The organism is Pseudidiomarina terrestris (assembly GCF_030466405.1).
Taxonomy (GTDB): domain Bacteria; phylum Pseudomonadota; class Gammaproteobacteria; order Enterobacterales; family Alteromonadaceae; genus Pseudidiomarina; species Pseudidiomarina terrestris.
In genome coordinates this window covers 110,419-136,373 of the sequence record NZ_JAGGJF010000002.1, presented here as the reverse complement: position 1 = coordinate 136,373, position 25,955 = coordinate 110,419, and the positions used below count along the sequence as shown (strand labels likewise).

Genomic DNA, 25,955 nt, shown 5'->3' with positions numbered 1-25,955 from the left:
ATTAATCGTCCTCTGCGGCTATGGATATCTTGTCAATACCCGCTTCCTTGATTTGATCCATGACTTCAACGACAACACCATGTTTGGCTTCTTTGTCCGCCTGAATCACTACGATATCAGTTGGCTGTTCTGCCAATAGACGTTCGATGTTTGCACCTACGCGCTCAACATCAACCATACGCTTGTCCATCCACACTTCACCATTCGCACGAATAGCGATGAAGATGTTGGCAGAAGGTTTCTTCTGCGCCTGACTTGCTTCTGGCTTGTTAACGTCGATACCAGCTTCTTTTACGAAAGAGGTGGTTACGATAAAGAAGATCAACATGATGAAAACGATGTCGAGCATCGGCGTCATATCGATCGCAGCATCTTCCTCTTCACGAATACGTTTACGTGCCATAATTCTTCTCTCTTAATGATGTGGCAAACTATCGATCAACTTGTCCCGTGCGCGTTTTACCCGAGACTCTAAGCGAGTCGAGAAAAACATGCCGGACAGAGCGGCAACCATGCCAGCCATAGTAGGTATCGTCGCCATAGAGATACCATCGGCCATCAGGCGTGGATTACCAGTGCCCTGTGTCGCCATGGTCTCGAATACGGCAATCATACCTGTCACCGTACCCAAGAGTCCGATTAACGGACACATAGCGATCGTCGTCTTAACCAACAACATACGTGCGTTAAGTTTATCAGATGCCTCAGAAATCCATGCTTCACGGATCTTATGAGCATACCAAGAAGTAGTATCCTGCCGAGCTTCCCATTTAGCGATGATTTCCTTTTTCATCTTTGGATAAGCTGTTGTCAGGAACCAGAAGCGCTCAATCATGAGAACCCACATGAGAAAGAGCGCTCCCATGACGAAGTACAAGACATCGCCACCGGTACTCAGAAAATCCCTGATAGATTCCCAAAGCTCCATCAGGTAAAGCATAGGATTACTCCTTCTCCGAGTGCGCGGCTACAATGCCCGCCGCTTGCTCGTCCAATGTGTGAACGATCTTCTTAGCACGACCCGCAACAACTGCGTGGATCAGAATTAATGGTAATGCTGCGATCAGACCCATAGCGGTGGTTACCAACGCCATTGAGATGTCGCCTGCCATGATTTTCGGATCACCTGTACCGTACAAGGTAATAGATTGGAAGGTACCGATCATACCGATTACCGTACCCAATAGACCAAGTAGTGGTGCGATTGCCGCGAAAATCTTGATGATGTTAACGCCAGCGTCAATACGTGGAGTTTCACGCATGATAGCTTCGTCAAGTTTCAACTCAAGGTTCTCAACGTCGTCAGTCTTGTTGTCATGGTAGACTTTCAAGATACGACCCAGAGAGTTTTTCTGAGAAGGGTTACCAGTGTTCTTCAATTGAGCACGGATCTTCGCACCTTCTGAACCCAGAGTAATGATTTTCCAGATTGCAATCAGGATACCGATGATCAGCACAACTGTGATCACGTAACCAACTGTACCACCTTGGTGATACTGCTCTTCAAGCGTCGCTTTTTGCGTTGCCAGGTTGAGGATTTGGCCTCGTGCCGGGTCAACAAATACGCCTTCGTAACCTGATTCAGTATTCAGGAACGATTGCGCAGCTGAAAGGATGTAACCTTCAGGCTGACGACCTAGTGGCTGAATTTCTTCCGCCTGGTCGTTGTATACGAAGTACTCACCGCCTGATAACAGGTTGAAGGTACCGATACGAGTAACATCACGTTGCTCAGAAGTACCGTCAAGCAGAGTTACCTCTGACGGGAAAGTGACAACTTTGCCTGATTCTTTCATCTCAGTTAACCAAGCTAACCAAAGCTCTTCAAGCTCCTGGATAGTAGGTACTTCGCGAGCTTCAGCAATACTTTCCAGCACGTCTTCACGACCTGGGTACTGCGCACTCACGATTGAGGTTGCGATACGACCGATGGTTTCGCTGGCAGCACCACGTGCTACACCAACGATCTCACCCAAAGTACCTAGTTGGTTTTGCAACTCGGTTTCTTTGTTGGCAAGGGCAATTTCGTTTTCAGAGAATTGCGTTTGCAACCGCTGGCCACGAGCTTGCTCATCAGCAAGTTGTTTTTTCGCTTGATTCAAAAGTGCTTGCTTGTCAGCACGCTCAGAGGTGAATTCAGCTTCACGTTGAGCATTGATGCGCTGTGACGCAGCACGGTTCTCTTTGACCAGCTCAAGAAGCTGTTCAAGTGACTTCGCTTCTGAAGCTGTTTGTTCTTGCGCAAATGCAGAGCTTGCGCCGATCGAAAGAGAGAATGCTGTCGCTACCAGCAAGGATTTCACTAGTTTGTTCATTCTGCACGCTCCGCTGCATAAATTGGCAATTTAAGGAGATCTGGGGCGGTTTGTTTACGCGCCATACGGATAGCTTTCGTCAATGCACTCAGGTAGGCGTCGTCTAAGACTTCCCACTCGTTAGTGTCATCGTTGAAAATCCAGCCGTTTTTCAGATCCAGCGATTGCGCCATCAGCGCCGCGCGGCCCAGGTGGAAGAAGTCAACTGAGATTTCTTCACCGCCGAATTCCAATTTGCCTTCATAGGCAATCAAACCAGAACCGTAATCCATTTCAGCTTGATAAGCTTCAGTGATTTGACGGAACTGCTCAGAGGTCGTTACGTTCGCATTTGACATGATGTCGCGCAGACGCTCAACACGTGCCAGACGCGAGTCACGATGGATTGGAATATCCAGCTCAACAAACTGCTCCAAAGCGTCGATCATTTTGTACATCAACGGAACAACACCTTGTTTGGTGTCTTCAACGCTATCGATCTGACGCTGTAGAGAAGCCAGTTGTGCATTCTGATCGTCAACCAAACGTTGTACGTGGTCGTTGTAGACTTTGAGCTGTTCATACTCATCTACAACACCGCGATATTCATACAACAGTTCTTGTGACTGCTCGAACAACGAGTTGATTTTCTCTTGTGAACGAACATCAGCTTCGTGGATTTTCGCTTCTTCGTTTTGCAACGTAGAAATAGATTGTGCAGCAGCTGTAGCGCTACCTGCTATCGCTAAAGCGCCCACTAGGGCCGCTGCGATTTTGCTTTTATTGATTACTTTGGTCATAGTTCCCAACCAATTTGACTTAACTTTTCTGCTGACAACGACATGCCGCCAGCTTCCCAGTTATTTGAGTGACGAATAGAGTTTAATCAACACTTGCAGCTATTGCTTAAATGTTTCTAAGCAATAATCTGCTCAATACTCCCACGATCTGCAGAACCCTGTCAACCACCGATCATAGATTATTACTAGGCTAAAAGCGCATAATAATGCATATACAGAGTGTTAACATGAGGCCTAAATGCGACATAAAGGACACTTAGTTTGATGCGCTTCAACAAATAAAGTTCCCCGTCTCATAAATTGGTGATTAAGCGTGATTTTATTGACAAATTGAGAAACGCGGCTCTATCCAAGAATAATTTATTCCGCTACGCTAAGAGGTCAGAAAAAGTTGATGCTCTGCATCTTAATCACTATCGATAAACCTCAATCAGGTGCCTTAACCATGCCGCAGGAATTGCAAAATGCCACGCTTCGTTTACGCCAGCAGCTTAAAGTGATGCGTGGCCAAATCGATGCACTTTCAGTATCAGAGGAAGAGTTTAAGGACTGGTTTGATCAACAGTTATTTAAAGTCACCCATAGCCAGCCAGGTGACTACATAACTGAGATAGAGGGAAATATCCGACAACTGGAGCGAACCAGCAACGTTGAAAATCAACGTTGGCTGGCAGAGCGTATTGAACAGCAAATGCTGGCGTTACAGCGTGCGCTAAGGTGTTTCGCGCGAAAACCCTAGGGCCTTACGCACACCCGGGGGCAACTCAGGCAGTGCGCTTTTCGGTAACAGGTAGGTCGCCATCGCAAAAAAGTCCTTAAATACCCGGTTTTGTTCAGTGGTACGGCGTAAGTAATCATGCCCGGAGCTACCGCCGGTACCAATCTTAGTGCCTAGCATGCGCTGCACCATCATGGCATGTTTGTAACGCCAGATGGTCAGCTTCTCATCCATCTCAGCCAGCGATGTAATCACCTGCCAGGCGAGATTAAACGCTGGTTCCTCGCGATACTGAGTAATAAAGAGCGCACTGAGCATCGCTTTTTGCGAAAGTTTTACACGACCTTCCTGTTGTAGCTCGCGATAACGTTCGTCGTCGAAAAGCGCTGCGAAGTTGTCGCGATTGGCCTGAATACCCGCCAGCTCAGTCTCCAGCTGCTGTGCGTCGCTGGCTGTTTCCCGGACAATAGTTTCATCGTGATCCAGCGCCTCGTTAACCGCTTGCTGATACATTTCCCAGAACTTAAAGTTCTTAAATTCCAGAAACGGCATACGCGCCAGCCAGGCATCGACTCGATCAAATAATGTGGGCTGCTCTTCAAGGTCTTCCAGATAAGCACGATCTTCATCGTTTAAGCGGTTGTAAAACGACTGCTGGTCAAAGGCAATTCGCGTCGCACGCGTCAAACCTAAGCGGATCTCCAGTTCTTTAAACTGGATGCTCTGAAAGCCAGATGCGGGTACCAGGTAATCGCGAAACTCCAGAAACTCCTGCGGAGTCATGGTTTCGATGACGCCGACCTGATCGTTCATTAAGTCTTGAATGGTGAGCACCCGGCGCAGGCGATGGGCGACCAGATAAAGTCCTTTGTCATCGAGCTCAGGCGCTGAAAATTCCCCGTGGATCGAACGCAACTCATGTAAAACTTGCTTAAACCACAGCTCATAGACCTGATGCACAATGATAAACAGCATTTCGTCATGGGCTTCCGCGCCATAACGCACGCTATGTGGCGCTTGCGCATCGAGTAATTTGTCTAGTTTCAGGTAGTCGCTGTAATAAACCGGCTCAACATTCTTTGGCATAGTGATTCTTCTTTGCTGGCGTTAGTGTCGTTCAGCTTAAAGGAAGGCAGGCAGAGGTACAACTAGATGCTGTTTTAGATTGGGTGGCGGCCTTACCAGCCACACCCCGGCACACACATCCCTGACTACGGCTGCTCCCTTCCGGGCCTGACCGGGTTCACCAGTTCGTGTTGCGGGGGGACCAATAAGGCCACCATAACGCCGCGCATTATCTATCATCCACGCCCTGCTCGCAAGGGAACTCGGCGCAGATGCTTAGTAAATAAACGATTTAGCTGGAATTAATTCTTTTTATGTAGTTTTTGCGCGATGGCTTCACGCGCAGCATCAGAATGCAGCGCCTTGATAAAGACCTGCGCTTCTCGTGAAATACGATCAGCAACGGCTTCGGTCGGCTGTTTCAGCAGATTTTTGGTCGCCCGCAATCCACTCACAGGTTTGCTCGCCAGTGACGCCGCAAGCTCAGCTGTCGCCTCAGCCAGTTGCTCACTGGCCACGACTTTATTGACCAGACCGTAGCTCAGTGCCGTAGTGGCATCGATGCTGTCACCGAGCAGCAGTAACTCCGCTGCACGTAAATGGCCACATAAGAGTGGTAGTAACTGACTGGAGGCTGCTTCTGGCACTAAGCCTAAGTGAATAAAAGGCAGTGCCAGTTTGGCGTCACTGCCCGCCAGCACTAAATCGCAGTGCAATAGTATGGTTGTGCCTATGCCAATTGCCGGGCCATCAACGCTCGCCACCACCGGTACACTCAAACGGCTCAGGGTATACAAGAATTCGAACGGGGGTGAGTTTTCGTTGAGTTCATCGGCCTGCAGAAAGTCATGTAAATCATTGCCTGCAGTAAAACAGCCATGACTACCTTGCAATACAATGGCGGCAACTGAGCTGTCGCGCTCTGCGTCTTCCAAAGCAGCGGTCAGTTCACGGTACATTTGTTGAGTAATGGCATTCTTCTTTTGCGGACGATTGAAGGTCACCCAAACAATGCCGTCGCGCTTTTCAGTAACGATGCAATCACTCATGACCACGTTGCTTCCATGCTTGCTTGGTACGCTCGTGCATCGGCAGAATTAAATCCAGTGCGGTTTGCCCGTCACTCGGTAATTCCTCGTTGTTCGGACGAATAGGAGTAACCCGCTGGCCCCATTTAATAATACCGGCTCCACAGGTCAGGCCACCGCCAAATACAGCCGAGACAATGGTGTCTCCGGGCTTCACAATGCCCTGCTCGACTGCTTCACAGAAAGCGATAGGCAAAGTTGCAGAAGAGGTGTTGCCATACTTCTGAATGTTAATGACGGTCTTTTCCTCAGGTACCTTACACATCTTCGCCAGATAATCGATGAGGCGCTTGTTGGCCTGATGAGGAATTAAAGAATCAATGTCGTCGGTGGTTAAACCGGTTTCAGCAAAGACTTTTTCGACCGCGGTATTCATGCCCTTGACGGCGCGTTTGAAAATCTCCTGGCCGACAAAGTTAAAAGGCATAATGCCATCAAAATTAAACCGGTCGAAACTCATGCCGAACTCGAGGGCTAAGACATCACGTGCATCTGCATCGCAGGTCACATGTGAAGCTAGCAAGCCACTTTCGGTTTCGCTCGCCTCAAGCACCATAGCGCCGGCGCCGTCACCAAACAGCACCGCACTTTCGCGCTGCGTCCAGTCCAAAATGCGCGTCAGGCGCTCGGCACCAATAATCAGTACCTTCTTGTGGACGCCCGTGCGGATGGCCTGAGTCGCATAATGCATGCCGTACAGGAAGCTACTGCAAGCGGCGTTCAAATCAAACGCTGCAGCAAATTTACAGCCGAGATCACGCTGCACTGCTGATGCGACGTTCGGTATGATTTCGTCAGGAGTACAGGTACCGACCAGAATTAAGTCGATGTCATTAGCGTCCACGCCAGCTGCCGCGAGCGCGTTGCGCCCGGCTACAGTTGCCAGTTTTGACGTTCCTACCGCACTCACCCGGCGCTCTTCAATTCCTGTACGAGTACGAATCCACTCGTCCGAGGTCTCTAAGAAGGTCGCCAAATCATCATTGGTCATGATCGCTGGCGGTAAGCATTTTCCCCAACCGGTAATCTCTGCGTATATTTTCACTGTTTAAAACCTATAGTCACTGCACGTTTTTCGTTATCATAGCACGAATGTTACGAAGAGAAATGTCCGGGTTATGGAAAAATCAAGGGAAAACTCACGGGGAAACTCAAACAAAAACGCAAGGGTGAAATCCTTCCACGCCGCCTCTGCGCCAACTTTGTTTCAAACCGCTGCCGGTCGCTGGCAGCTCCACCGCTACCCAGCTCGCAGTAACGAGACACTGCAGGCATGGGACGCTGCCGATGAGTTACTGCATGAGGCTTTCATCGAGCACGAGCGCCAAGGCCAAATGGCTGCGCAGCCACTACTGGTAAACGATGCTTTTGGTGCACTCTTAATGGCGGTCGCGCCACGCGCCGTGGTCACCTGCAACGACTCTTACGTCAGCCAACTGGCTCAGCGCGCCAACCTGGAACTCAATCAGCTGGAGTGCGATTTAACCCAACTATCTCCATTAGATGACCTGCCGCCATCCTGCGATCTGGTGCTAATGAAGTTGCCTAAAAGTCAAAGCCTGCTGGAATTCCAACTGGCGCAACTAAGCGGCAGTCTGAAGCCTGGCACAACCGTGCTGGTGGCAGCTAAAAGCAAACTGTTCACGCCCGCGACCCGGGCAATCTTTAGCCAGTTCTGTGATGACGTGGATATTTCCCTGATCCAACGCAAGTGCCGGATGCTGCGTGCAAAAGTTCGCGCGGTCGCGACGCCGATAACACAATTCTTGAACACCTGGCAGCAGCCTGAGCTTAACCTTGAACTGACCCACCATGCCGGCGTATTCGCCCGCAACCAACTGGATATTGGTGCACGTCTACTGCTCGAACATTTGCCCGCAGCCGGAGCGCAACAGGTCATCGATTTGGGTTGCGGTAACGGTGTTCTGGGCCTCGCCTACGCCCGGCAATCGCCACAAAGTGCGGTGACATGGGTGGATGAGTCCTATCTGGCGATTGCTTCATGTCAGCGCAACATTGCGCTTAACCTGGGCACCGCAGAACGCTACCAGGCATACGTTGACGATTGTTTAAGCCAGCAAAGCAGCAATTCTGCCGACCTGGTGCTTTGTAACCCGCCCTTTCATCAGGAACACGCCATTACTGAACATATTGCCCGGCAGATGTTTAAGGATGCCCGGCGGGTTCTGCGTAAAGGCGGTGAAATGCGGCTGGTCGCCAACCGACATCTCCCGTATTATCAATCCCTCAAACGTTTATTTGGTCAGGTAGATTGCGAAGCCAGTAACGCTAAATTCGTGGTCTACCGCTGCCAAGCTTAAGTCAGCCAAAGGTGAATTATGAAAAGCATTGCCTCTGCCCTGGTTATGGGCCTGTTCCTTTTACTGCCTACCTCAGTGGCGCAGGAGATCCAACCGGATAATCCTTTTCCCCGGGTCAAGTTTGTCACCTCACACGGTGAAATCGTCATTGAGCTAAACCGCCATCGCGCGCCGCTGACGGTAAAAAACTTTCTCAAGTACGTTGATATCGGTAGTTACAACAACACTATTTTTCATCGTATCGTGCCTGGATTTGTCGTTCAGGGTGGCGGCTACGATGAAGAGCTCGGTGCCAAAACCATTGGTGCACCGATTCCCAACGAATCTGGCAATGGGCTGACCAACAAGTACGGAACCATCGCCATGGCGCGGGAGAACGATCCGCATACCGCAACTCGTCAGTTTTTCTTTAACGTTAAGGATAACCCCTCGCTGGATCCTGATGGTGGCTGGGGCTATGCCGTATTCGGCGTGATCGCAAGTGGCTATGAGACCCTCGACAAACTCGCCGAAGTGGAGTCGCTTCCCTACCACGCCGAAACAGGCTGGCGTGATTTTCCAGCTGAACCACCGGTCCTGATTAGCGCCGAAGTTCTTCCGCAACAATAAGGCGTCCTGATATGCCAGCACTTGAGTCGACGCGACCCTGGTACAAAGACTTTAATGTTTATTTGGAACCCCGGATCTGGGTGATTTTCCTGTTTGGTATGATGAGTGGGTTCCCCTGGGTTCTGATCGGCTCAATGCTGTCCGCCTGGCTCCAGGAAAGCGGCGTATCACGCAGTGAAATCGGGCTGTTTGGCATGGTCTTCGTGGCCTACTCGGTGAATGCCTTATGGTCTCCTTTTGTCGATCGGGTCAAGCTTCCTGTTCTACACCGCTGGCTCGGGCAGCGACGCAGCTGGTTAGCTTTGTGTCTAGTCGTCTTAATGGCAGCAACTCTGGCGCTGAGTAGCTTAAATCTTGCTGAACACGCGTTCTGGGTCGCCTTTGGCGCCTTACTTATCGCCATAGCGTCAGCCACTCAGGATATTGCGATCGATGCTTTTCGGATTGAAACCTTCGGCCAGCATGAGAGTAACCTGCAATCGGCAGGCGCGGCCATGGCCACCGCCGGCTGGTGGACAGGTTACAGTGGTCTGGGCGCCTTACCCTTCTTCTTAGTCGATGGCACCGCCTGGGACTGGCAGGCCGCGTACAAAGTCATGGCGGTGGTATTGGCCGTACAGTTCTTAGTGGTTATCTGTATCCGTGAATCTAAGCGTTACCGGGCCGAATTAAAGTCGTTTAGCCGTTGGCAGGACTGGTTCCGAACCACGCTTTATGATCCCATCGCAGAGTTTTTTCTGCGCGCCGGCTGGAAGCTTGCCGTCGCCATCCTCAGCTTTATTTTTCTGTTCAAGATTGGCGAAGCCTTTCTGGGCCGGATGAGCATCGTCTTCTACAAAGAAGTCGGCTTCACCAATGACGATATCGCCATTTATTCAAAAATGGTCACCTGGTGGGTCACCATTGTCTTTGCCATTATCGGCAGTATGGTGAACGTTCGCTTAGGTACCATGCGCGGCCTGCTGATTGGCGGTATCGCCATGGCCGCAAGTAATCTGATGTTTGCCTGGATTGCGGTGGTCGGCCCCGACACTAATCTGTTGCTTGCCGCAGTTGTCATCGATGGCTTTACGGGAGCCTGGTCGACGGTCGCCTTTGTCGCCTTTATCAGCTTACTCTGCAACCGGGCGTTTACCGCAACCCAATACGCCCTGCTCGCCTCGCTGGGGAATCTCGGCCGAACTCTGCTGTCATCCTACAGTGGCTTCGTCGTCGACTGGCTCAATGGCGACTGGTCGTTGTTCTTTATTCTGACCGCGGTCATGGTGACGCCGGGCTTACTGCTGCTGATTCTGCTGCGTAAAGCGCTGCACCGGATCCAGGCGCCGACCGCAGACAACAGTGCCGAGCAGGTGAGCAATGAGTAACGCACTGCCCTGGCTGGTCATTGGGCAAGGTGCTATCGGCAGCTTGATGGCGATACGGCTGGCAGAGCAAGGCTTGCCAGTACAATTGAAACTACGTCAGGAAGCCCCGGCAAAGGGCACCACCGCGCTTAGCTGTGGCGACACTCCAGTGCGTTTGCCAACCACCAGGTCAGTCACACAGGCCTGCTGGATCTTTGCTGCGGTCAAGGCCTATGACGTCGCACCGCTGCTGCGCGAGCTGCACCAATCGCCAGCGTTTCGTTCATCTACGCTGGTGCTGAGTTACAACGGCATGTTAAACGACGAAGCAACTTTGTTGCGGCCGCATGACTTGCATTGGGTCACCACCCATGGTGCCTACCGCGAGCTTGATCGGGTCGTGCACGCCGGCCATGGGCAAAGTTGGCTGGGGACCCAGCAAGCGGGTCTGGCGCAGCCACAAGAGCTCTGCAAACAGCTCGCTCAGGCTCTGCCGCCATTGACCTGGGACGCCAACATCGCCACCCGGCGCTGGCATAAACTGGCGGTAAATTGTTTGATCAATCCTTTTACTGTGGTGCATCACTGTCGTAACGGCGAGCTTTTACAGCAGGTCAGCGCTGCGCAATGGCAGCAGGTTGCGGAGGAAATTGTCGCCGTAGCCGCCGTGCGGGGCATCGAGCTTGAAGCAGCCAGGCTGATCGACCATGCCCGGCAGGTTGCTAGCGCAACTGCAGCCAACCGCTCGTCCATGTTGCAGGATTACCGGCTGGGACGAACGACGGAAATTAGTTATCTGAACGGTTTTATCGCCTCAGCGAGCGCTGAGGCGGGACTTACGGCACCCGCAAACGCTGCCTTAGCGCAGCAGGTGCTGGAGCTTAGTCGTGATCGGGATCTTCGATAAAGTCGACCACTTCCAGACCAAAGCCTGACAGTGCCGAGTAACGTTTTGGCGAACTCATCAGATGCATCTGATGCACCCCTAAATCTGCCAGTATCTGCGAGCCAATGCCGACATTGCGCGACGCGTTGGAAGCGGCCGCACTAGGTTTACTCTCACCGCGATCCTCTGCCGCAAAACTTTGCACCTGAGCAAGAATATCATCGGTGGTCTGAGCGCGACCAATGACGACCAAAACACCGCCCTTCTCACCAATAAATTCCATCGCATGGGCAAGCGGCCAGCTGCGCTGACTGGCGCGATCCGTCGAAAACAGATCGTTAAAGGTATCCTGCAGATGCACCCGCACATTGACTGCATCAGCATCGTTGATGTCACCTTTAATCAAAGCATAATGAACCTGCTTATCGATGGTGTCCTGATAAGTAACCAGGTCGAAATCACCGAATCGGGTCGGCAGCCGGCATTCAGCTTTACGCTCCACGGTTTTTTCAGTCAGTGAACGGTACTCGATCAAATCGGCAATGGTGCCCATCTTCAAGTCATGTTCTGCGGCAAATTTTTCTAAATCAGGGCGACGCGCCATCGTACCGTCTTCATTCAGCACTTCGACGATCACAGCCGCGGGCTCGAAGCCCGCCAAACGCGCCAGGTCGCAGCCAGCTTCAGTGTGCCCGGCACGGTTAAGCACGCCACCGGATTTCGCTTTAAGCGGGAAGATGTGCCCGGGCATCACCAGATCGCTGGGCTTGGCGTCAGCAGCGACAGCCGCCTGCACGGTGCGAGCCCGGTCGGCCGCTGAGATACCAGTAGTGACACCTTCAGCCGCCTCAATTGAGACGGTAAAGTTGGTCGCATACGGAGCATTATTCTGATTAACCATCAGCGGCAACTGCAACTGCTGGCAGCGCTCTTCGGTCAGGGTTAAACAAATCAAGCCGCGCCCGAAACGTGCCATAAAGTTAATTGCTGAAGGCGTTACGCACTCGGCCGCAATAATCAGATCGCCTTCATTCTCACGATCTTCATCATCCATCAAAATAACCATTTTACCCTGACGGATATCTTCAATAATCTCGGCAGCACTGTTTAAGGTCGTCACGACTGTACTTCTCCTCTGTCGGCACCGGCGCTCCCATGAAGCGGCCGTGCACAAATTTTTAAATCATCACCCACCTGGGTAAAGCTGTGGTAACGAAGTTGAGGCGCCTGCGCCAGATCCTGCAGTTGCGGCAATTGCAACACCCCGCGGCTGGTATCCCCGAGCAATTTTGGCGCCACGTAAATAATCCATTCATCAACCAACTCAGCAGCGACCAGCGCACCGGCTAATTCTGCCCCGCATTCGGTCCACACATCATTAATTTCTAATTCAGCCAGTTGACTAAACAAGGCCCGTAAAGGCAGTCGACCCGTGTTCGCTGGTAACACCAAGGTGCTGACGTGCGCAGGCCATACCTGCTCGTCAGACTCGCCGTCGACGACCCGCAACACTGGATCGGGGATTGCGAAAAACTCATGCTCCGCGGGCAACTGCTGCTGTCGATCCAACACTACCCGTAAGGGTTGCCGTTCAGCCTTAGGGTGGCGTGCAGTCATCCGTGCCTGGTCCATCATTACGGTGCGGGCGCTGGTTAAGATCGCCCCAGCCTGAGCCCGATAAGCATGCACATCGAGGCGCGCTTCCGGCCCGGTAATCCATTGACTCTGGCCATTTGCCAGTGCCGTACGGCCATCCAGGCTCATCGCCATTTTCAACCGCAACCACGGCCGTTGTCGTTCCATGCGTGAGACGAAACCACAGTTCAGTTGCCGTGCGGCAGCCTCAAGCACACCGCTGGTCACCTCAATACCGGCCTCGCGCAACCGTTGTATGCCCTGTCCTGCGACCAGAGGATTGGGATCCTGCATAGCGATGACCACCCGCGCCAGTCCGGCAGCTATCAATGCGTCCGCACAAGGTGGCGTGCGGCCATGATGGCTGCAGGGTTCGAGGGTTACATAGGCGGTCGCACCGCGGGCGAGCTCGCCCGCTTCACGTAAGGCATAGACTTCAGCATGGGGTTCACCGGGACGTTCGTGCCAGCCCTGGCCAACGACTTCGCCAGCACGCACGACCACACAACCCACCAGGGGGTTGGGGGCAACCGAAAAGGCTCCGCGCTGAGCCAGTTCAAGCGCTTGCTGCATGTACTGCGCATCATTCTGCTGCATGCCTGAGCCTCTGCTTAGTCGTTGAGGCGAGCGATTTCTTCACCAAACTCGCGAATGTCGTCAAAAGCACGGTAAACGGAAGCAAAGCGAATGTAGGCGACTTTATCAATGGCTTTCAGATTCTCCATCACCAGTCCACCAATGACCTGACTGGTAATTTCCCGCTCGCCCGTTGCCCGCAGCGCCGACTTCACATTTTGAATGGCCTGCTCCATGGCTTCCAGACTCACCGGACGTTTTTCCAGGGCGCGCAGCAAACCATTGCGTAACTTGTCTTCATTAAAGGGCTCGCGCGAGCCGTCGGACTTTATCACACGCGGCATGATCAGTTCTGCGGTTTCAAAAGTGGTAAAGCGCTCTTTGCACTCACTGCATTCGCGCCGACGACGCACCGAAGCGCCATCAGCGACCAGCCGTGAATCAATCACTTTAGTATCTTGTGTACCGCAGAACGGACAATGCATAGCTGTTCCTTAGTCCTGAGAGTGCGTAGTGCTCAAACTTAACCGTAGACCGGGAAGCGTTTGCACAAGGCTTTTACCTGTTCACGCACTTCGCTGATTTTGTCTTCGTTTTCGATATTATCGAGCACATCACAAATCCAGTGACCGACCTGCTCCGCTTCAGCTTGTTTGAAACCGCGGCGGGTGATCGCTGGCGTACCTAAACGCAGACCTGAAGTCACAAATGGTGAGCGCGGGTCATTCGGTACTGAGTTTTTGTTAACGGTGATAAAGGCACGACCAAGAGCTGCATCAGCATCTTTACCGGTGATGTCTTTATCGATAAGGTCAACCAGGAATAAATGGTTCTGGGTGCCACCGGAGACGATCTTGTAGCCGCGCTCCTGCAGCACTTTGACCATGGCATTGGCATTGGTCAGCACTTGTTGCTGATACGCCTTAAATTCCGGCTCCATCGCTTCTTTAAATGCCACTGCTTTGGCCGCGATCACATGACACAGCGGTCCACCCTGACTGCCGGGAAACACGCCACTGTTCAGTTTTTTATGTAGTGCTTCGTCGTCTTTACCAGACAAAATCAGGCCGCTACGCGGACCGGCCAGCGTTTTGTGCGTGGTCGTGGTAACAACATCCGCATAAGGTACCGGGTTGGGATACAAACCGGCAGCGACCAGACCCGCAACGTGCGCCATATCAACCAGCAAATAAGCACCGACCTCGTCCGCAATCTCGCGGAACTTCGCCCAGTCGATCACGCCTGAATAGGCAGAAAAACCTGCGACGATAAGCTTGGGTTGGTGTTCTTTCGCTAACGCACGTACTTCAGCGTAATCGATTTCGCCGGTGCTCTCGTCAAGACCGTACTGGACAGCATTGTAAAGTTTACCCGAGAAGTTTACGCCCGACCCGTGGGTCAGATGGCCACCGTGAGCCAGGCTCATACCCAGCACTGTATCGCCGGCTTGCAATAACGCCAGGAAAACAGCTGAGTTTGCCTGGGAACCGGCATGCGGCTGCACGTTTGCGTATTTTGCACCAAACAATTGTTTGGCCCGTTCGATGGCCAGGTCCTCGACCATGTCGACATATTCACAGCCGCCGTAATAACGCTTGTGAGGGTAACCTTCAGCGTATTTATTGGTCAGCTGGGAGCCCTGTGCCTGCAGCACGCGTGGACTGGTATAGTTTTCTGAAGCAATAAGTTCAATATGTTCTTCCTGGCGCTCAACCTCGCCAGTCATTGCTTGCCAGAGTTCAGCATCATAATCGGCAATGTTCATGTCATTTTTTAACATCGGGGCTCCTGACTTCAAACGGGACATCATTTGCGCCGTAGTTTACCAATATACTTGGGTTCACGCCAACTTAAGGGTTAAAATAGCGGCCTTATTCAAGTCGAACGAAGGAATTGTTGCTGCTATGGCACAGTATATCTACTCAATGACACGGGTGAGTAAAGTTGTCCCGCCCAAAAAGACCATCCTAAAAGACATTTCGCTGTCGTTTTTCCCGGGCGCTAAAATTGGCGTGTTAGGTCTAAACGGTGCGGGTAAATCTACCCTGTTGCGCATTATGGCAGGCGTCGATAAGGAATTCGAAGGTGAAGCGCGCCCCTTAGCCGGTATTGAGATTGGTTACCTGCCGCAGGAACCGCAACTCGATGAATCGAAAACCGTTCGCGAGACCGTCGAAGAAGCCGTTGCTGAAGTTAAAAATGCATTAACCGAGCTTGATGAAGTTTATGCTGCCTATGCCGATGAGAATGCTGACTTTGATGCTCTGGCAAAACGTCAGGGCGAGCTGGAAGCTATCATTCAAGCCAAAGACGGCCATAATCTGGACAATATTCTTGAGCGTGCTGCTGACTCGCTGCGCCTGCCGCCATGGGACAGCAAAATCAGTGTCCTCTCTGGTGGTGAACGCCGGCGCGTAGCTATCTGCCGCTTGTTGCTCAGCAAGCCGGACATGCTGCTACTCGATGAACCGACCAACCACCTTGATGCTGAGTCCGTAGCCTGGCTGGAAACCTTCTTGCACGAGTACGATGGTACTGTCGTTGCCATTACCCACGATCGCTATTTCCTCGACAACGTCGCCGGCTGGATCCTAGAGCTTGACCGTGGTTACGGCATTCCGTGGGAAGGCAACTACTCCTCCTGGCTGGAACAAAAAGAAAAACGGCTGGAGCAGGAAGAGAAAAGCGAAAAAGCCCGCCAGCGCAGCATCAAGCAGGAGCTGGAATGGGTGCGTCAGAATCCGAAAGGCCGGCAGGCGAAGAGTAAAGCCCGGATGTCGCGCTTTGAAGAACTGCAAAGTGGCGATTATCAGAAGCGTAACGAGACCAACGAGCTGTTTATTCCACCGGGTCCACGCCTGGGTGACAAGGTACTTGAAGTTGAACACCTGCAGAAAGCTTACGATGGTCGCGTGTTGATTGATGATTTGAGCTTCAGTGTGCCAAAAGGTGCCATTGTCGGCATTATCGGTCCCAACGGTGCGGGTAAATCAACGCTGTTCCGTATGATCACCGGCAAAGAGCAGCCGGACGGCGGTACGGTTGAACTTGGCGAAACTGTGCAGCTCGCCAGTGTCGACCAATTCCGCGACAACATGAATGACAAAAATACCGTCTGGCAGGAAATTTCCGACGGTCAGGACATCCTCCGCATTGGTAACTTTGAAATCAACAGTCGCGCTTATGTCGGTCGTTTCAACTTCCGTGGTAACGACCAGCAGAAGCGCATTGGTGAGTTATCGGGCGGTGAGCGTAATCGGGTGCACCTGGCAGCGTTGTTAAAAGCTGGCGGCAACCTGTTGCTGCTCGATGAGCCAACCAACGACCTTGATGTAGAAACCCTGCGGGCACTGGAAGAAGCCTTACTCGAATTCCCGGGCTCAGCAATGGTGATTTCGCACGACCGTTGGTTCCTGGATCGCGTCGCGACGCACATCCTGGATTACCGTGACGAAGGCCAGATTAACTTCTATGAAGGTAACTACACGGATTACGAAGCTTATATGAAACAGAGCCTCGGTGAGCAAGCGATGCAACCGCACCGCATGCGTTATAAACCGATTGGCTAACGGTCATCCCTGACCCGAAAAGAACGTTCGCTACTTAGCGAACGTTCTCTTTTCCAGGGTCCCTGGTGCGAACTGATCCACGGCAATCGCCGCAATCCGCAGTTTCTCTACCTGCTTGAGGCTCTTCGCCTCGTCGGCACTTAAAATGTCCGCTTTCCGCGCCGCTTTCACCAGCTCGTCGCCCGCCAGGTTGGGCGCAATCTCGCCACGTTTCTCAGCTTTCTGCAAGCGTTTGTAGACACTCTCATGTGCTTTCATAGCGGTAAATGCCAGCTCCATATGACCGGTCATATCTTTAGGATCATCTTTCCAGTAACACAGGAAGGTATGGCGGTCACGGGTGACGCCCGGCTCCATCATGCTGTCGGCAATGCCTTGCAACAACTCATCCGCAGGAGCGTTGTAATGAATCCCTAACGGGAAAATTGCAACGCGTAAGCCCCAGGCAATCACGCGGTTGGGGAAGTTTGCGAAGAAACCGTCGAAGGCTTCACCGATGGCGTGCAGGTGATGTTGCAATGCATAATTCACGTAAACCAGATCACCACTTTGACGACCGTCGTCTTCGTAACGCTTGAGTACCGCAGAAGCCATGTACAGGTGGCTGAGGACATCTCCCAGCCGCGCTGACAGCATTTCTTTGCGCTTCAGGTCACCACCCAGTATCAGCATTGCTGCGTCTGCAGTCAGCGCCAGAGCGCGGCTCATGCGTGTCAGCTGTTGATAGTAACGAGCAGTAGGACCACTGATTGGACTGGAATTAAAGCGCGCTCCAGTCAGCCCCATCCAGAAGCTACCAAAGAAGTTACTGGCGGCGAAACCAATGTGTTTCAGCAGCAGCTCATCGAAATCTCTTAAGCCTTGCTCTTCATCAGGGTTGGCGGCCGCGTCCATTTCTTTGAGCACGTAGGGATGGCAACGCGTCGCGCCCTGGCCAAAAATCATCAGGTTACGCGTTAGTATATTCGCGCCTTCAACGGTAATGGATACCGGGGTGGCCATGTAGCCATGACCAAGGTAGTTTTTCGGACCCAGCTGAATGCCCTTACCGGCATGCACATCCATGGCCGCTTCAATGACCTCACGGCCCATTTCCGTCATATGGTATTTCGTCATCGCCGTGATCACTGACGGGCTCTTGCCTTCACACAACGCAGCTACGGTGAGTCGCCGCATGGATTCGATGGTGTAATTGGTACCACCGATACGCCCCATAGCTTCCTGGACCCCTTCAAACTTGCCAATCGGCAAGCCGAACTGCTGTCGTACATAAGCGTAGGCACCGGTCATACGTTGCGCCATGTGTCCGGTCGCCGTGGCCAGCGCCGGTAAAGAAATACCGCGGCCTGCCGACAAGCATTCCATCAGCATGCGCCAGCCCTTACCTGCGTAGTCCTTACCACCAATAATCCAATCCAGTGGGATGAAAACATCTTGCCCTGACGTGGTACCGTTCATAAAGGCCTGATTCAGTGGCAAGTGACGATCACCGGTCGTAACACCCTCATGGTTGGCAGGGATCAGTGCACAGGTGATACCAATATCTTCTTTGTCACCAATTAAACCTTCAGGATCGTGCAGCTTGAACGCCAGCCCTACGACCGTAGCGACCGGTGCCAGCGTGATGTAACGTTTGTCCCAGTTCAGCCGGATACCTAAAACTTCTTTACCTTCGTGCTCACCTTTACAGATGATACCGGTATCCGGGATTGCCCCGGCATCCGAGCCAGCTTCCGGGCCAGTGAGCGCAAAACAAGGAATATCCGTGCCATCTGCCAGGCGTGGCAGCCAATACTTTTTCTGCTCGTCCGTACCGTAATGGGTCAGGAGTTCGCCTGGACCCAGTGAGTTGGGCACCATCACCGATACCGCAGCACTGATGGAACGCGTGGCAATGCGGGAGACGATGTGCGAGTTCGCCGCCGGAGAGAAATCCAGGCCGCCAAACTCTTTACCGATGATCATCGCGAAAAATTTCTCTTTGCGAATGTAATCCCATACTTTTTTGGGCATATCGCAATCTTGCTGAACGATCTTGAAGTCATCCAGCATCGCCAGCAAGGTTTCCAGTTCGTTATCAATAAAAGCCTGTTCAGCTTCGGTAAACTTTGGCGGCGCCGCCTGCTGGAATTTGTGCCAGTCCGGCCGCCCACTGAAAAGCTCTGCATCCCACCACACGTCACCTGCGGTCATAGCCTCACGCTCGGTGTCAGACAACGGCGGCAGGACGCGTTTAAAGAAGCCAAACATCGGCCGGCTGATCAGGCTACGGCGGATTTCTTTTACTGCAAAAAGCAGTACTACAGCGACGACTAAAAGAATCAGAATTTCCATAACCTACCCTCGTACTTAGTACTTTGAATGCTACTCAGCGGTGGTGGCGTCAACGCCACCAGCTAAAAATGGAATCAATCGATCAATCACCTGATCGGCGGCCACGGCTTCACCGAAGTCGGCTGCAGCGATTTCCCGCAACGCCGGACCGGAAACCTGAGCAAAAACGGTCGCGCCCAACACAAAGTGTAGACGCCAGAACATATCTACGGGACTTAATTTTGGATTCGCCTGATGCAAGGTATCCAGTAACAGCGCCATCACATCACCAAAGTGTTCCATGGTGTAACGCCGCAGATGTCCCTGAATTTCCGCATAGGCAAAGCCCAGCAGGCTCAGGAACAGAGTCGGACCATGCTTGCGCACCTGCCGCAATTCGCTCAGCGGCGTACGGAAACGATCAAAAACGTCGCGCGTAGTGAAGCTGCCCTTGGCGCCGAGGCCTTCGAGTTGCGTCCGTAACGCAGGCATAAAGATTTCCAGATAGCGCGCCATCACCGCCTGAATCAGCGCTTTCTTGGAACCGAAATGATAATTCACTGAAGCTAAATTGACCGCTGCTTCGGTTGTGATTTGACGTAAGGAGGTTTGCTCGAAGCCCTGCTCTGCGAACAAGGCCTCGGCAGCATTTAGAATTTTTTCTTGGGTTGTGATGCGCTTAGCCATCTTCACCGCCGTTTGGAACATCCATTTTAAACATGCGTTTTAATTTATAGCATGTCAGGCAACGGTGCAAGGATCTGACCAGCTTCTTTGTTAACTCGTCGAGGTATCGAGCTCGGCGAAATTTTTGACTAACTCGTCCACTGCCTGCATCTGTTGCAGGTAGGGTTCAAGTTTACTGAGCGGCAGAGCGCAGGGTCCGTCACATTTTGCCTGATCTGGATCCGGATGAGCTTCAATAAACAGCCCCGCTAACCCCAGCGCCATTCCCGAACGCGCCAGCACTGCTGCTTGCGCCCGGCGGCCATCAGCTGAGTCAGCGCGGCCACCTGGTCGCTGCAATGCATGCGTTGCATCGAACATTACCGGTGCCATCTGGCGCATCTCATCCATACCCAGCATATCCACGACTAAATTGTTGTAACCAAAGGAACTGCCGCGCTCGCACAAAATAACCTTGCGATTCTCAGCTTCGGCAAATTTTTTCAAAATATGCCGCATTTCCTGAGGTGCAAGAAACTGTGGTTTCTTCACATTAATCACTGCACCGGTTTCCGCCATCGCCACGACCAGATCCGTCTGCCGTGCTAAGAACGCCGGAAGTTGCAAAATATCAGCGACTTCGGCGACCGGCTTGGCCTGATAGGGTTCATGCACGTCGGTAATAATCGGTACGTTAAAGGTCTGTTTGATCTCAGCAAAGATCTCCAATCCTTTTTCCATTCCAGGTCCGCGATAGGAGTGGATGGAAGAACGATTGGCTTTATCAAAAGATGCTTTGAAAACAAAAGGAATACCAAGGCGTTGGGTGACTTCAACATAATGCTCAGCCACTTGCATTGCCAGATCTCTTGATTCAAGGACATTCATGCCGCCGAAGAGCACAAACGGCAAGTGGTTTCCCACTTGCACGTCACCGATTTTGATAACTTGCGTATTGATCACAATAATTCCTTAGCCGGTGGCAATGACACGAAGGATTTGCCCACAAATATAGGCCATATAAGTACCTAGTGCATAACCCAGCACCGCTAATAATACCCCTACCGGAGCCAATGACGGGTGAAAAGCAGACGCCACCACAGGAGCTGATGCGGCACCGCCGACATTCGCCTGGCTGCCAACCGCCATGTAAAACACCGGGGCTTTCAATAAGCGTGCCACCAACAACATCAGGCCAGCATGAATCAGCATCCAGATCGCACCAATCAGGAAGTACTTAGGAACTTCAACAATGGCGCTGACATCCATGTGCAAGCCTATAGTAGCGACCAGGATATAAACAAAGAGCGAACCAATTTTCGACGCGCCTACCCCTTCAAGTTTGCGTGCTGGAGTGAAGGACAAAGCTACGCCAAGGGTGGTCGCAATCACGATCAGCCAGAAGAATTTTTTATCCAGACTGAAATCAACCAGTGCCGGTACGTTATCAGCAATATAAGGTGCGATGATATCAGCACCTAAGTGACCAATGCCGGCGACACCGAAACCTACGGCCAGAATAAACACGTAATCAGGTAGTTTTGCTTCGCGACGGTGCTCAGCTTCGAAGGTTTCCACGCGCTCTTTGATGGCTTCGATGGCACTGGTATCAGCGCCGATGCGGGTGTCAATGGTTTTACTGTTGGCAGCCATGTAGAGTAAAACCGCCATCCACAGGTTGGCAACGATAATATCAACGGTCACCATCGCCGAGAAAATCTCACCGCCGACTTCGTAAACTTCTTTCATTGCGGCTTGGTTGGCACCACCGCCAATCCAGCTGCCGGCAATGGTCGTCATGCCGCGCCAGACCGCATCAGGACCTGCTCCGCCCAGCATTTCAGGGAATAGGATGGAAACCAGCAGTAAGGCAATCGGGCCACCGATCACGATACCAACGGTACCGGTGAGGAATAATATAATCAGCTTTGGTCCAAGCCGGGCAATGGCTTTCAGGTCCAGGCTTAGGGTTAACAGCACCAAAGTGGCGGGCAGCAGATAGCTCATGACCAGCGGATAGATGCCGGTTTCACTACCATTAACGACACCAAAGGTATTCAGTAGCGAGGGCACGAAATAGCACAATAACAGTGCCGGAACCCATTTATAAAATTTCTGCCAGAACGAGTGACCGCTCTGCTGGGTATAGAAAATTGCCCCCAGGATAACGGCCAGTAGGCCGAAAATCACACCATCATTGGTAATTAAAGGAGTTGCTTCCACGACTACCTCTTATTCTTATTTTAGTGGATGTTAAGACGCACGGGATTAGTGCAAAACCGTTTGCGGCGTGGTCCAGTTTTCTAGTTGTAAGCGCAATAATTGAGCACTGGGATCATCAGGGCATTGTTCGACAAAGTATTGGTAGTCGTCAACCGCCACGTGGTTACAGTCGAGTTCTTCAAGAATGTAGCCGCGATCCCGGATTTCGTAAGGGTCATCGGGTAACACCGCAAGCAGCATATGCACCGTTGTCAGGGCATCAGCAAAACGGCGGTCAGTGATGAACGCATGCTTAAGCTCCGATAAATAGCGAACCACAATGACTTTCTGCTCGGCAGTTTCCAGCATTTCCCAACTGAAGTCCTCTTCATCGTCCTCTTCTTCAACAGCATCTTCAAATCGTTGCTGCACCTGCTGGTCCAGCAACATTTCGCCATTGACAGGGTCAACAAAGTAGCTGCACTGGTCATGATCAAAACGCAGCAGCGGATACCCCGGAAAATCGATGAGCTCGAGCACCAGACCATGATAAGACGCGGCCTCCTGCAGCAGCAGCGCCAGCGTCAAAGGCTCACCAGTACGTAATCTGATAGCCCGATCGAGCAACACACGTTTGCTGCTCAACAGCGGTTCTGGCGCCTTACTAAAGCCCAGTTGTAAATAAAATTGCTTACACAGTTCCCGTAACCGTTCACTGCCCTCTTTATCCGCCAGCTCAGGACTCTCCTTTAAGGCGCTGAGTTGCTGATAAAAAGAACTGACATAGTGATCACTGTCAGTATGGAAGACACGACTCACTTCCCACAGAATTTCTATGGTGGGGAGTAACTCATGGTCGACATGTTCAAGGTACGAAAACTGCATAGAATCCTATTTTTTAACCTATAAGAGCTTGTTTTGAAAAGGCCACGTGAAACAGGAAGCCAATCCAACCCAAAGCGATGATAAAACCACCGTAACGGAAAGTTGGGGTGGTCGCCTTCATGGCCACTAAGCCAAATACGATATAGCCGAACAAGCCTAATGTTTTGTTCGCTAACCAGGCGGTTTGCCATGGCCATTGCTGCCAATGCAGCAACATACCAATGATGGTCAGCAGCAACAGAGTATCGATAACGTGCGGGACAATCTTGACCCACTTCTGCTGCGCGACCCTGGCATCAATACACCGCCAGAAAAAACGCAGCACGAATAATAACACACTTAGCACTACAAAAGTGACGTGCAGATGCTTCAAAGCTTCAAATGGAATCACGGGTTGTCCTCTTCTTGCTGTTGTTGTTGGACCGCTTGCCAAGCTTGCGGATAATTGTGTTTGAGTAGGTCATTCATCTTATCTAAGCGTCGCTGGAGTCGTTGCCGTTGGCGCTCGACCTGCATAATGTCACGATACGAACGCAATGCCGACATGACGCTGGTAAATAATTTTTGTGAGGTCAGTTCAGTCTTGGCTTTGTAGTCATTGATATCATAATTCATGACCACTGCGCGCTCTGGTGCCTGACCGGGCTGGCCAGTGCGCAAAATAATTCGTGTGCTACGGTTATTGCAGTCGTGGCGGATGTAGTTAGCAACCTGTAAACCGGCGTCATCAGTCTCCATGACCACATCCAGCAGAGCGATGGCCAGATCTGGGTGCTGCGCGATTTGTTGCTTGGCCTCGGCCAGTGAGTGAGCACTGATGAACTCCAACCCTGCATCTTCGAAGACCACATCCATAAGCGCCAGCCGTGTCACTGCATGCACTTCTTTTTCATCATCAACGATGAGCAGTTTCCATTTTGTCCTGGAGCTTGGCTTATCTTCTTTCGCAGGTTCCAGCGGTTCGTTGGCGAAAATAAAATCACTCGACATCATCAACTGCCTCCCTTTTCACTTGTGACCTTGCTGGCGTCACACCACTGTCCGAAACTCATCCGTTCCAGATTAGCATAGTCCGTGCCGCTGGCGACAGCTTCATAGCCGGCCGCCTGCAGCAGTTCGCGGCATCCCGCCGCTTGTTGCCAGCCGTGCTCAAGCACCAGCCAGCCGCCAGCTTTTAAATAGCGCCGCGCGGTGGTGATAATATGCTGCAAATCGGCAAAGCCGTTGTCACTGGCGACCAAAGCAGTGACAGGCTCAAACCGCACATCGCCCTGCTGCAAATGCGGATCATCCGCTGCGATGTAAGGCGGATTGGCGACAATACAGTCAAAATCCGCAGCTGGAGTGGCGGCCAAGGCACTGAACCAGTCACTCTGCAGAATTTCACACTCGAGCTGCAAGCGTTCGGCGTTGGTTTTAGCAAGCTCTACCGCAGCTGCTGACTGATCCACAGCCGTCAGCTGCCAATCCGGATGTTCGGATTTCAGCGCCAGGGCAATAGCGCCGGTCCCCGTGCCAAGGTCCAGCACCCGGGCACCTTCTGGTAACCCCAGTTGCAGTATTTTTTCCACCAGCACTTCAGTATCAGGTCGGGGGATCAGAGTACTGTCGTTCACCAGCAACTCAAGGGACCAGAATTCACGACTGCCCAGCAAATGGGCAATCGGAGTACCCGCCGCGCGCGCGCGCGTGAGTTCGAGAAAATGAGCGTGCTCAGCACTGCTCAGCGTGCGCTCAGGCCAGGTGTGCAGATAGGTTCGCGATTGTTGCATGACGTGCGCAAGCAACACTTCTGCATCTAAAGCTGGTGACGCGCTGGCATCCAGCTGCGCGCGCGCCCAAACTAACGCCGCCCGCACTGACTGCACCGGATGCTCTGTCGTCATTAGCCCTGCGACTCAGCCAGCGCTGCCAGCTGGTCAGCCTGATGTTCCTGCACAATAGCGTCAAGAATCAGATCCAAGCTACCGTTTAAGACCTCTTCCAGGCGGTATAAGGTCAAATTGATACGGTGGTCGCTGACCCGGCCCTGCGGATAGTTATAAGTGCGAATGCGCTCAGAGCGATCGCCACTACCGACCAGACTCCGGCGGGTGGACTGTTCTTCCTGCCGACGCTTGTCATCGGCGTACTGTTGCAACCGGGCCTGCAGCACTGACATCGCTTTGGCGCGGTTTTTATGTTGTGAACGTTCATCCTGACATTCAACCACAAAGCCTGATGGTAAGTGGGTAATACGGATCGCAGAATCGGTACGGTTAACGTGCTGACCACCGGCACCTGAGGCGCGGAAAGTATCAACGCGTAAATCCGCCGGGTTGATCTCGATGGCTTCGGCTTCCGGCACTTCCGGTAACACCGCAACCGTACAGGCGGAGGTATGCACACGTCCCTGGGATTCGGTTTCCGGAACCCGCTGCACGCGATGACCGCCAGATTCAAATTTCATACGACCGTAGGCCCCATCACCGGAAATGTGAGCAATCACCTCTTTGTAGCCGCCGTGTTCACCTTCATTAGCGTTAACAATGCTGACTTTCCAGCCATGCTGTTCAGCGTAACGGCTGTACATGCGAAACAAATCACCCGCGAAAATCGCTGCTTCATCACCGCCGGCACCGGCACGAATTTCCAGATAACACGGGCGGTCATCGTTGGGATCGCGGGGCAGCAACAGGATCTGTAGCTCCTGCTCCAGTTGCTCTTGCCGGGCTTTGGCCGTTTCAAGTTCGGCCTGCCCCATCTCGCGCATCTCTGCATCATCTTCGGCCAGCATCTCTTCCGCGGCCTGCCCGTCTTCCTGGGCTTGTTGATAATCGCGAAAACATTTTACCAATTCTTCTAACTGTGAGTATTCCCGCGATAAGCCGCGAAACCGATCTTGATCGGCAATTACGCCCGCATCACTCAGTAAGTGCTGAACTTCTTCATAGCGTTCCAGCAAAGCTTCAAGTTTGCGGGTAATGGAAGGATTCATCATTG

Annotated in this window: 26 protein-coding genes and 1 other RNA gene; 6 read left to right on the top strand and 21 right to left on the bottom strand. The window is 52.2% G+C overall.

Annotation, left to right across the window (positions count from 1 at the left end; translation table 11 throughout):
• Position 1: 1 nt before the first annotated feature.
• Genes J6J34_RS04850 through J6J34_RS04835 form a run of 4 tightly spaced genes read right to left on the bottom strand, consistent with a single transcriptional unit; the run spans position 2 to position 3,094 of the window.
• Entirely contained in the window at positions 2 to 403 is a 402-nt protein-coding gene (locus J6J34_RS04850) for an ExbD/TolR family protein (RefSeq protein ID WP_034732452.1), read from the bottom strand.
• A 12-nt stretch (positions 404 to 415) separates the two neighbouring features.
• Complete coding sequence (locus J6J34_RS04845; protein WP_301719989.1) at positions 416 to 940, bottom strand: MotA/TolQ/ExbB proton channel family protein; 525 nt, start codon at positions 938 to 940, stop codon at positions 416 to 418.
• A gap of 4 nt (positions 941 to 944) precedes the next feature.
• Positions 945 to 2,315 carry a MotA/TolQ/ExbB proton channel family protein gene (locus tag J6J34_RS04840; RefSeq protein ID WP_301836548.1) on the bottom strand — a complete coding sequence of 457 codons (1,371 nt, stop codon included), beginning with the start codon at positions 2,313 to 2,315 and terminating at the stop codon, positions 945 to 947.
• Positions 2,312 to 3,094 carry a DUF3450 domain-containing protein gene (locus J6J34_RS04835; RefSeq protein WP_301898573.1) on the bottom strand — a complete coding sequence of 261 codons (783 nt, stop codon included), beginning with the start codon at positions 3,092 to 3,094 and terminating at the stop codon, positions 2,312 to 2,314. Before J6J34_RS04835 ends, J6J34_RS04840 begins: the two co-directional genes overlap by 4 nt.
• A 394-nt stretch (positions 3,095 to 3,488) precedes the next feature.
• On the opposite strand from J6J34_RS04835, the gene priC reads away from it, so the two are divergent.
• Entirely contained in the window at positions 3,489 to 3,833 is a 345-nt protein-coding gene (priC, locus tag J6J34_RS04830; protein ID WP_301898572.1) for a primosomal replication protein PriC, read from the top strand.
• Here priC and J6J34_RS04825 read toward each other — a convergent pair.
• The 4 genes from J6J34_RS04825 to J6J34_RS04810 form a co-directional block, all read right to left on the bottom strand.
• Positions 3,807 to 4,898 (bottom strand): tryptophan 2,3-dioxygenase family protein, encoded by a 1,092-nt coding sequence (locus tag J6J34_RS04825; RefSeq protein WP_301898571.1) that lies wholly within the window; start codon positions 4,896 to 4,898, stop codon positions 3,807 to 3,809. The genes priC and J6J34_RS04825 overlap by 27 nt on opposite strands.
• 90 nt (positions 4,899 to 4,988) lie before the next feature.
• An RNA gene (gene ffs, locus J6J34_RS04820) (signal recognition particle sRNA small type) lies at positions 4,989 to 5,085 on the bottom strand.
• A 94-nt stretch (positions 5,086 to 5,179) separates the two neighbouring features.
• Complete coding sequence (locus J6J34_RS04815; protein WP_301898570.1) at positions 5,180 to 5,926, bottom strand: enoyl-CoA hydratase; 747 nt, start codon at positions 5,924 to 5,926, stop codon at positions 5,180 to 5,182.
• Entirely contained in the window at positions 5,919 to 7,010 is a 1,092-nt protein-coding gene (locus J6J34_RS04810; protein WP_301898569.1) for a ketoacyl-ACP synthase III, read from the bottom strand. The genes J6J34_RS04815 and J6J34_RS04810 overlap by 8 nt, the downstream gene beginning before the upstream one ends.
• Before the next feature lie 124 nt (positions 7,011 to 7,134).
• On the opposite strand from J6J34_RS04810, the gene J6J34_RS04805 reads away from it, so the two are divergent.
• The 4 genes from J6J34_RS04805 to J6J34_RS04790 are packed head-to-tail and all read left to right on the top strand — an operon-like array spanning position 7,135 to position 11,148.
• A complete protein-coding gene (locus tag J6J34_RS04805) occupies positions 7,135 to 8,286 on the top strand; it encodes a methyltransferase (protein ID WP_301898568.1) in 1,152 nt (383 codons plus the stop codon).
• 18 nt (positions 8,287 to 8,304) lie between these two features.
• Positions 8,305 to 8,895: a peptidylprolyl isomerase gene (locus tag J6J34_RS04800; RefSeq protein ID WP_301719981.1), complete on the top strand. Its 591-nt coding sequence runs from the start codon at positions 8,305 to 8,307 to the stop codon at positions 8,893 to 8,895.
• 11 nt (positions 8,896 to 8,906) lie between these two features.
• Positions 8,907 to 10,262 (top strand): AmpG family muropeptide MFS transporter, encoded by a 1,356-nt coding sequence (locus tag J6J34_RS04795; RefSeq protein WP_301773749.1) that lies wholly within the window; start codon positions 8,907 to 8,909, stop codon positions 10,260 to 10,262.
• On the top strand, positions 10,255 to 11,148 hold the full coding sequence (locus J6J34_RS04790; RefSeq protein ID WP_301898567.1) for a ketopantoate reductase family protein: 894 nt from the start codon (positions 10,255 to 10,257) through the stop codon (positions 11,146 to 11,148). The genes J6J34_RS04795 and J6J34_RS04790 overlap by 8 nt, the downstream gene beginning before the upstream one ends.
• Here the strand turns inward: J6J34_RS04790 and ribBA are convergent.
• The 4 genes from ribBA to glyA are packed head-to-tail and all read right to left on the bottom strand — an operon-like array spanning position 11,123 to position 15,118.
• Complete coding sequence (gene ribBA, locus J6J34_RS04785) at positions 11,123 to 12,247, bottom strand: bifunctional 3,4-dihydroxy-2-butanone-4-phosphate synthase/GTP cyclohydrolase II (RefSeq protein WP_301898566.1); 1,125 nt, start codon at positions 12,245 to 12,247, stop codon at positions 11,123 to 11,125. The two genes, J6J34_RS04790 and ribBA, sit on opposite strands and share 26 nt — an antisense overlap.
• On the bottom strand, positions 12,244 to 13,359 hold the full coding sequence (gene ribD / locus J6J34_RS04780; RefSeq protein WP_301898565.1) for a bifunctional diaminohydroxyphosphoribosylaminopyrimidine deaminase/5-amino-6-(5-phosphoribosylamino)uracil reductase RibD: 1,116 nt from the start codon (positions 13,357 to 13,359) through the stop codon (positions 12,244 to 12,246). Before ribD ends, ribBA begins: the two co-directional genes overlap by 4 nt.
• Positions 13,360 to 13,373: 14 nt before the next feature.
• Positions 13,374 to 13,823, bottom strand: a complete 450-nt coding sequence (gene nrdR / locus J6J34_RS04775) for a transcriptional regulator NrdR (protein WP_301719976.1) — start codon at positions 13,821 to 13,823, stop codon at positions 13,374 to 13,376.
• 38 nt (positions 13,824 to 13,861) lie between these two features.
• On the bottom strand, positions 13,862 to 15,118 hold the full coding sequence (glyA, locus tag J6J34_RS04770) for a serine hydroxymethyltransferase (RefSeq protein ID WP_301719975.1): 1,257 nt from the start codon (positions 15,116 to 15,118) through the stop codon (positions 13,862 to 13,864).
• Between the two features lie 124 nt (positions 15,119 to 15,242).
• On the opposite strand from glyA, the gene ettA reads away from it, so the two are divergent.
• Positions 15,243 to 16,907 (top strand): energy-dependent translational throttle protein EttA, encoded by a 1,665-nt coding sequence (ettA, locus tag J6J34_RS04765; protein WP_301719974.1) that lies wholly within the window; start codon positions 15,243 to 15,245, stop codon positions 16,905 to 16,907.
• A gap of 30 nt (positions 16,908 to 16,937) precedes the next feature.
• On the opposite strand, the gene J6J34_RS04760 is transcribed toward ettA, so the two are convergent.
• The 9 genes from J6J34_RS04760 to prfA all read right to left on the bottom strand — a co-directional run bounded on the left by J6J34_RS04760 (position 16,938) and on the right by prfA (position 25,950).
• On the bottom strand, positions 16,938 to 19,241 hold the full coding sequence (locus J6J34_RS04760; protein WP_301719973.1) for an acyl-CoA dehydrogenase: 2,304 nt from the start codon (positions 19,239 to 19,241) through the stop codon (positions 16,938 to 16,940).
• A 30-nt stretch (positions 19,242 to 19,271) separates the two neighbouring features.
• A complete protein-coding gene (gene psrA, locus J6J34_RS04755; protein ID WP_301773743.1) occupies positions 19,272 to 19,907 on the bottom strand; it encodes a TetR family transcriptional repressor PsrA in 636 nt (211 codons plus the stop codon).
• Positions 19,908 to 19,997: 90 nt separating this feature from the next.
• The gene (gene kdsA / locus J6J34_RS04750; protein ID WP_301720793.1) at positions 19,998 to 20,846 is read right to left on the bottom strand and encodes a 3-deoxy-8-phosphooctulonate synthase; all 849 of its coding nucleotides are present in this window, start codon (positions 20,844 to 20,846) and stop codon (positions 19,998 to 20,000) included.
• Positions 20,847 to 20,858: 12 nt separating this feature from the next.
• A complete protein-coding gene (locus J6J34_RS04745; protein WP_301719971.1) occupies positions 20,859 to 22,109 on the bottom strand; it encodes a DUF819 family protein in 1,251 nt (416 codons plus the stop codon).
• A gap of 45 nt (positions 22,110 to 22,154) precedes the next feature.
• Complete coding sequence (locus J6J34_RS04740; protein WP_301719970.1) at positions 22,155 to 22,973, bottom strand: tetratricopeptide repeat protein; 819 nt, start codon at positions 22,971 to 22,973, stop codon at positions 22,155 to 22,157.
• Positions 22,974 to 22,986: 13 nt separating this feature from the next.
• Positions 22,987 to 23,364 carry a SirB2 family protein gene (locus tag J6J34_RS04735; RefSeq protein ID WP_301719969.1) on the bottom strand — a complete coding sequence of 126 codons (378 nt, stop codon included), beginning with the start codon at positions 23,362 to 23,364 and terminating at the stop codon, positions 22,987 to 22,989.
• Entirely contained in the window at positions 23,361 to 23,966 is a 606-nt protein-coding gene (locus tag J6J34_RS04730; RefSeq protein WP_418055161.1) for a response regulator, read from the bottom strand. The genes J6J34_RS04735 and J6J34_RS04730 overlap by 4 nt, the downstream gene beginning before the upstream one ends.
• A complete protein-coding gene (gene prmC, locus J6J34_RS04725) occupies positions 23,966 to 24,859 on the bottom strand; it encodes a peptide chain release factor N(5)-glutamine methyltransferase (protein ID WP_301836563.1) in 894 nt (297 codons plus the stop codon). Before prmC ends, J6J34_RS04730 begins: the two co-directional genes overlap by 1 nt.
• Positions 24,859 to 25,950: a peptide chain release factor 1 gene (gene prfA, locus J6J34_RS04720; RefSeq protein WP_301720792.1), complete on the bottom strand. Its 1,092-nt coding sequence runs from the start codon at positions 25,948 to 25,950 to the stop codon at positions 24,859 to 24,861. The genes prmC and prfA overlap by 1 nt, the downstream gene beginning before the upstream one ends.
• Between the last annotated feature and the right edge of the window lie 5 nt (positions 25,951 to 25,955).